Origin of the sequence: Streptomyces sp. URMC 126 (assembly GCF_051386555.1) — a bacterium.
Classification (GTDB): Bacteria; Actinomycetota; Actinomycetes; order Streptomycetales; family Streptomycetaceae; genus Streptomyces.
Genome location: NZ_JBPQTX010000358.1, coordinates 1 through 6768 on the forward strand (window position 1 = coordinate 1; position 6768 = coordinate 6768).

At 73.4% G+C, this 6768-nt stretch carries 4 protein-coding genes; 2 read left to right on the forward strand and 2 right to left on the reverse strand.

Going from position 1 to position 6768, the window contains the following annotated elements:
• Together ACSNOK_RS29045 and ACSNOK_RS29050 are read right to left on the reverse strand one after the other, a co-directional pair.
• Nucleotides 1–677: 3'-5' exonuclease (locus tag ACSNOK_RS29045; RefSeq protein ID WP_436783767.1), on the reverse strand; the 677-nt coding region annotated here is incomplete at its 3' end.
• A 112-nt stretch (nt 678–789) separates the two neighbouring features.
• The gene (locus ACSNOK_RS29050; RefSeq protein ID WP_436783768.1) at nt 790–2028 is read right to left on the reverse strand and encodes an SAV2148 family HEPN domain-containing protein; all 1239 of its coding nucleotides are present in this window, start codon (nt 2026–2028) and stop codon (nt 790–792) included.
• A 354-nt stretch (nt 2029–2382) separates the two neighbouring features.
• On the opposite strand from ACSNOK_RS29050, the gene glgX reads away from it, so the two are divergent.
• Nucleotides 2383–4509 carry a glycogen debranching protein GlgX gene (glgX, locus tag ACSNOK_RS29055; RefSeq protein WP_436783769.1) on the forward strand — a complete coding sequence of 709 codons (2127 nt, stop codon included), beginning with the start codon at nt 2383–2385 and terminating at the stop codon, nt 4507–4509.
• A 70-nt stretch (nt 4510–4579) separates the two neighbouring features.
• Nucleotides 4580–6768: malto-oligosyltrehalose synthase (gene treY, locus ACSNOK_RS29060; protein WP_436783770.1), on the forward strand; the 2189-nt coding region annotated here is incomplete at its 3' end.

A 6768-nucleotide genomic window follows, 5' to 3' on the forward strand; every position in this document is an offset into this window, starting at 1 on the left:
TGTGTATAAGAGACAGCCGCCCCCTCCTTCCCCTGCCGCCTCAGCCACGCCTGATAGCCCCTGGCCCACTCCTCGTACCAGCGCGCCTGCCGGCGGTGCAGTTCCCTGAGATCCGCCTCCGCTATCCGCGGATGGCGCTCGGCTATCGCGCGCGCGACCCGCACCGCCGCCAGGGCGTCGGCGCCCGCCTCGTGAGCGGCGTCCAGGGCGACCCCGTACTCCTCGCAGACCGCCCCCAGCGTGCGGCGCCCCTTGCGGTAGCGGTCGACGGCACGGTCGATGGTCAGGGGGTCGATGACCGGGCCCAACCCCTCCGGCAGGAGCGGCGGCAGGCCGTACCGGCGCAGTTCGGCGGCGAGCAGGCTGAGGTCGAAGGCCGCGTTGTAGGCGACGACCGGGGTGCCCGCCGCCCAGTGGGCGGCCAGCGTCCGGCCTATCTCCGCGACCACCTCGTACGCGGGCCGGCCCTCCGCCGCGGCCCGCTCCCCGGTGATGCCGTGGATGGCCGCCGCCTCGTCCGGGATCGGCACGCCCGGATCGGCGAGCCAGCTCCTCCGGCCCACCGGCTCACCGGCCTTGGTCTCCACGACGGCCGCCGTGACGATCCGCGCCTCCGCCGGATCCGTCCCGGTCGTCTCCAGGTCGAAGCCGATCAGCAACTCCCCGTGCCAGCCCATGCCACATCCCCCTCGGTGGTGCCTTCCCCGTTGGACCACCAGCCTCGCACGGGGCACTGACAACGGGGTGACGCGGCGTCATACCCGCTGGCCGGGGGCGGGCCGGGGAGCGTCAGGAGACCTGCCGGGAGTCCTGCCAGACCCCGTCGAACTCCTCGCGGTAGGTGTCGAACAGCCCGTGGTCGTCGGGCGCCTGCGCCCGGGCCTCGGCGCGCCGGCCGCCGCGCAGGACGAGGACCGGGGCCTCCATCCCGCGCGCCTTGCGCAGATAGGGCTGAACGACGGCGAGCCCGTCGGGGCCGTCGCCGTTGACGAGGTAGGCGGTGAAGCGCGGCGTCTCGTCGAAGACGCGGATCTCGAACGCGCTCGGGTCGGCCAGCCGGTCGCGCACCCGCCGCATGTGCATGATGTTCATCTCGACGGACCGGCTCATCTCGCCCTTCTTCAGGCCGAGCTCGCGCTCGCGGCGGCGGACCGCGCTGCTCGCCGGGTTGAGGAAGAGGAGCCGCGCCCGGCAGCCGGCCTCGGCGAGCCGCACCAGCCGCCGCCCGGAGTAGTTCTGGACGAGGAGGTTGAGGCCGATGCCGACCGCGTCGAGACGCCGGGCGCTGCCGAAGAGGTCCTCGACGGGCAGCTGCCGCTGGAGCCGCACCCGGTCCGGGTGGACGCCGACGACGTCCGCGTAGCGGTCGCCGACCAGGTCCTCGACGGCGTCGACGGGCAGCCGGTCCACGGAGTGCCCGCCGGGGCCGCTGCCGAGGATGTCGAGCAGCCGGGCGGAGGCGCGTTCCGCCTGGTCGAGGACGGCCCGCGAGAGGGCCCGGTTGCGGGAGACGACGTTCCGGGTGACCTCGAGCTCGTCGAGGGCCAGTTCGAGCTCCCGGCGGTCGTCGAGGTAGGGCTCGAAGCAGGGCCAGTGCTGGACGAGGAGTTCCCGCAGCTGGGGCAGGGTGAGGAAGCTGAGGACGTTGTCGTCGGCCGGGTCGAGGAGGTAGCCCTTGCGGCGGCTGACCTCGCGCACGGCGACGGCCCGCTGGACCCACTCCTGCCCGGCGGGGCCGGCCGCGGCGACGACCCACTCGTCCTCGCCGTGCACCGGCTCGTACACCGGCCGCAGCACGGCGGCGACGACGGCGCGCAACCGCTGTTCGACCAGATTCAGCCAGATGTAGGCGCGGCCGGCGCGGCGGGCGCGGGTGCGCACCTCGCTCCACGCGGCGGCGTCCCAGTCCAGTTCCGCCCCGATCTCGCCGGGGCGCACCAGCGAGACCGCGCCGAGGGGCGCGCTGCCGGGCGCCTCCTCCCCCGCGTCGCCGTCCGCAGGGGGCAGCTCCAGCCCGCCCGAGCTCACCAGTCCACCGCCTTCCGCCCCCCGTTCAATGATCAAGGCAGACTACTGCGCCCGCGGGAGGCGGCGCACACGCGCCGGGTCACCACCTCGTGAACTCGCCTGCCGCATGTGGCGGTTGTCGGGGGCGGCCGGTACGGGAGTGAGCTGATTCATAGTGATATCCGGGGCGGAGCACGGAGAAAGGCCGAAACCGGCTTGTGGAAGGGGTGCGTCCCCGGGGGAAAATCGCGCCCGTCACCCGAGTGGACGTGGCCCGCCGAGCGGTGGGGCCGCCGCTTTTGGGGAAGATCTGTATCTCGACGGTCCAGGGCAACGGTGCCCGGGAGAGCCCGGAGAAGCGAAAGAGTCGAGCCTATGCAGGTCTGGCCGGGACAGGCGTATCCCCTCGGTGCCACCTATGACGGTGCCGGCACGAATTTCGCGGTCTTCTCCGAGGCGGCGGAGCGGATCGAGTTGTGCCTGCTGCACGACGACGGTTCGGAGACGGCGGTCGAGCTGCGGGAGAGCGACGCGTTCGTGCGCCACGCCTATCTGCCGGGGGTGATGCCGGGGCAGCGGTACGGCTTCCGGGCCCACGGCCCGTACGCCCCCGAGCGGGGGCAGCGGTGCAACTCCGCCAAGCTGCTCCTGGATCCGTACGCACGAGCGGTGAGCGGTGCCGTCGACTGGTGTGAGGCGGTCTACGGCTATCACTTCGACGACCAGGACGCCCGCAATGACCTGGACTCCGCTCCGCACATGATGACGTCCGTCGTCGTGAATCCGTACTTCGACTGGGGCGACGACCGGCCGCCGCGCACCGAGTACCACCGCACGGTGATTTACGAGGCGCACGTCAAGGGTCTGACGATGCTTCACCCGGACCTGCCGGAGGACGTCCGGGGCAGCTACGCGGCGCTGGCGCACCCGGCGATCGTGAACCACCTCAAGGACCTGGGGGTGACGGCGATCGAGCTGATGCCGGTGCACCAGTTCGTCAACGACCACCGGCTGGTGGACCTGGGCCTGGCCAATTACTGGGGTTACAACACCATCGGTTTCTTCGCCCCGCACAACGCCTACGCCTCCTGGGGCGACCGCGGGCAGCAGGTGCTGGAGTTCAAGTCGGCGGTGCGGGCGCTGCACGAGGCCGGCATCGAGGTGATCCTGGACGTCGTCTACAACCACACGGCCGAGGGCAATCACCTGGGGCCGACGCTCTCCTTCCGCGGCCTGGACAACGCCTCGTACTACCGGCTGGCGGACGACCCGCGGTTCTACATGGACACCACCGGCACCGGGAACTCCCTGCTGATGCGCAGTCCCCATGTGCTCCAGCTCATCATGGACTCGCTGCGCTACTGGGTCACCGAGATGCGGGTGGACGGGTTCCGGTTCGATCTGGCGGCGACGCTCGCCCGGCAGTTCCACGAGGTGGACCGGCTGTCGTCGTTCTTCGACCTGGTGCAGCAGGATCCGGTGGTGAGCCAGGTGAAGCTGATCGCCGAGCCGTGGGACGTCGGGGAGGGCGGCTACCAGGTGGGGAACTTCCCGCCGCTGTGGACCGAGTGGAACGGCAAGTTCCGGGACACCTGCCGTGACCTGTGGCGCGGCGAGCCGGCCACCCTGGCCGACTTCGGCTCCCGGCTGACCGGCTCCTCCGACCTCTACCAGGACGACGGCCGCCGCCCGCTCGCCTCCGTCAACTTCGTGACCTGCCACGACGGCTTCACCCTGCACGACCTGGTCTCCTACAACGAGAAGCACAACGAGGCCAACGGCGAGGACAACCGGGACGGCGAGAGCCACAACCGGTCGTGGAACTGCGGTGTCGAGGGCGAGACCGAGGACCCCGCCGTGCTCGCCCTGCGCGAGCGGCAGATGCGCAACCTCATCGCCACCCTGCTGCTCTCCCAGGGCGTGCCCATGATCAGCCACGGGGACGAGTTCGCCCGCACCCAGCGCGGCAACAACAACGCCTACTGTCAGGACAGCGAGCTGTCCTGGGTGCACTGGCCGGGCCCGGACGGCACCGCGGCCGAGCGGGCCCGGCGCATGCTGGCCTTCACCCGCGCGATGGTCTGGCTCCGCCGCGACCACCCGGTCTTCCGCCGCCGCCGCTTCTTCCACGGCCGCCCCGAGCAGGGCACCTTCAACGAGCTGTCCGACATCGCCTGGTTCACCCCGGAAGGGGAGGAGATGCGGGACGCCGACTGGCAGGCCGCCTACGCCAAGTCCCTGGCGGTCTTCCTCAACGGCGGCGCCATCTCCGAGCCGGGCCCGCGCGGGGAACGGGTGGTCGACGACTCGTTCCTGCTGCTGTTCAACGCCCACCACGGCCCGCTGGACTTCGTCATCCCGCCGGACCACGGGCGGCTGTGGCAGGTCGTGGTGGACACGGCGCTCCCGGACGGGGTGACGGACGACGGGCGGAAACTCGCGGCCGGCGACCGGCTCACCCTGACCGACCGCAGCATGGCCGTCCTGCAACGCCCGCTCTAGAACGGCGACATACGCCCCGGAACGGCGGGATCCTGCGAGACGAGCCCTCCACCTGGGTACGGATGTTCCCATGAAGCGCGACAGCCCGGCGCCGCCGACGGCGACCTACCGCCTCCAGCTCCAGCCCGCCCTCCCGTTCGCCGCGGCCGAGCGGGCGGTGCCCGCCCTCGCCGCCCTCGGCGTCTCCCACCTGCACCTCTCCCCCGTCCTCGAGGCCGTCCCCGGCTCCGCCCACGGGTACGACGTGACGGACCACACCGCGGTCCGCGCCGAGCTCGGCGGCGAGGAGGGGCTGCGGGCGCTGTCCCGCACCGCCCGCGCCCACGGGCTCGGCCTGATCCTCGACATCGTCCCCAACCACATGGCCGTCCCCGCGCCCGAGCGCCTCAACGGGCCGCTGTGGGAGGTGCTCAGGGACGGCCCGGTCTCCCGCTACGCCCGCTGGTTCGACATCGACTGGGCCGAGCACGGCGGCCGCGTCCTGCTCCCCCTGCTGGCCGGCCGGCTCGGCGAGGAGCTGGACCGCTTCACCGTCCACGACGGCACCCTGCGCTACTACGACCACGTCCTCCCCCTGCGCCCCGGCACCGAGAAGCTGCCGCTGCCGGAGCTGCTGGACGCCCAGTGGTACCGGCCGGCCTGGTGGCGGCTGGCCCGCACCGAGCTCAACTACCGCCGCTTCTTCACCGTCTCCGAGCTGATCGCCGTCCGCGTCGAGGACCCCGAGGTCTTCGAGGCCACCCACGCCACGGTCCTCCGGCTGCTCCGCGAGGGCGTGGCCGACGGGCTGCGGGTCGACCACCCGGACGGGCTCGCCGACCCGGCCGGCTACCTGCGGCGGCTGCACGAGGCCACCGGGGGCCGCTGGACGGTCGTCGAGAAGATCCTCGCCCGCGACGAGACCCTGCCCGCCGGCTGGCCCGTGGCCGGCACCACCGGCTACGACGCCCTCCACCACATCGACGGCCTGTTCACCGACCCGGCCGGCGCCGAGCGGCTCACCGCCGCCTACCGGGCGTTCGCCCAACCGCCGCCCGACCGCGGCGGCGACTGGGCCGCGACCGCCCGCCGGGCCGCCTGGCGGATGGTCTCCCACGAGCTGGTGACGGAGGTCGAACGCCTCGTCCGCGTCGCCGGCCGGATCTGCGACGGCGCCCTCCCGCTGCGCGACCACGCCCCCTGGGCGCTGCGCACGGCCCTGTGCGAGATCCTCGTCCGGCTGCCCGTCTACCGCCCCTACGCCCGCCCCGGCGAGCCCGCGGCGCCGGCCGACGCCGTGCTGCTGGAGGAGGCGGCGCGGGAGGCCCGGGCGGCCTTCGCCGTCCCGGAGGAGGCGGACGCGGTGGAGGTGGTACGGGACGCGGCCCTCGGCCGGCTCGGCGACGGCCCGGACCACCGGGACTTCTGCGCCCGGTTCGCGCAGACCGCCGCCGCCCTGCACGCCAAGTCCGTCGAGGACACCGCCTTCTACCGGTACGCGCCGCTGCTCTCGGCGACGGAGGTCGGCGGCTCCCCCGGCCGGCCCGCCGTCGCGCCGGACGAGTTCCACGCCTTCTGCGCGCGGCTCCAGCGCGACTGGCCCGCCACCGGCACGGTCCTGTCCACGCACGACACCAAGCGGAGCGCCGACGTCCGGGCGCGGACGGCGGCGCTGACCGAGTACCCCGACGCGTGGGCGCGGCTGCTCGCCGACGTCACCGAGCGGACCGCCCCGCCCGAGCCGCACGTGGCCTGGACGGCCTGGCAGAACGCCTTCGGCCTGGGCGAGCCGGACGCGCTGCGGCTCGTCCCCGCCGTCCTCAAGAGCGTCCGCGAGGCGGCGCTGCGCACCACGTGGACGGAGCCCGACGCGGCGTACGAGCAGGCGGTGGAGCGCTTCGTCGTCGCGGGCCCGTGCGGCCCGGCCCACGAGGAGCTCACGGCCTTCGCGGAGACCGCCGCCGCGTCCATCCGTGCCAACACCCTGGGCGCGGCCCTGCTCCACCTGACCATGCCCGGCGTCCCCGACGTCTACATGGGCACCGAACGCGTCTTCCGCGCCCTCGTCGACCCCGACAACCGCCGCCCGCCGGACTTCGCGGCGGAGGAACCCGCGGGTCTCTCCGCGGCGAAGCTCCACCTCACCCGCACGGCCCTGCGCCTCCGCCGCGCCCACCCCGCCTGGTTCGGCCCCGACGCCACGTACACCCCACTGACCGCCACCGGCCCCGCCGCCGCCCACTGCGTCGCCTTCGCCCGCTCCGGCGAGGTGGTCACGGT

Bases quoted from the DNA above. Each gene is read 5' to 3' on its own strand.
- glgX (WP_436783769.1), top strand. From the start codon at position 2,383: ATGCAGGTCTGGCCGGGACAGGCGTATCCCCTCGGTGCCACCTATGAC.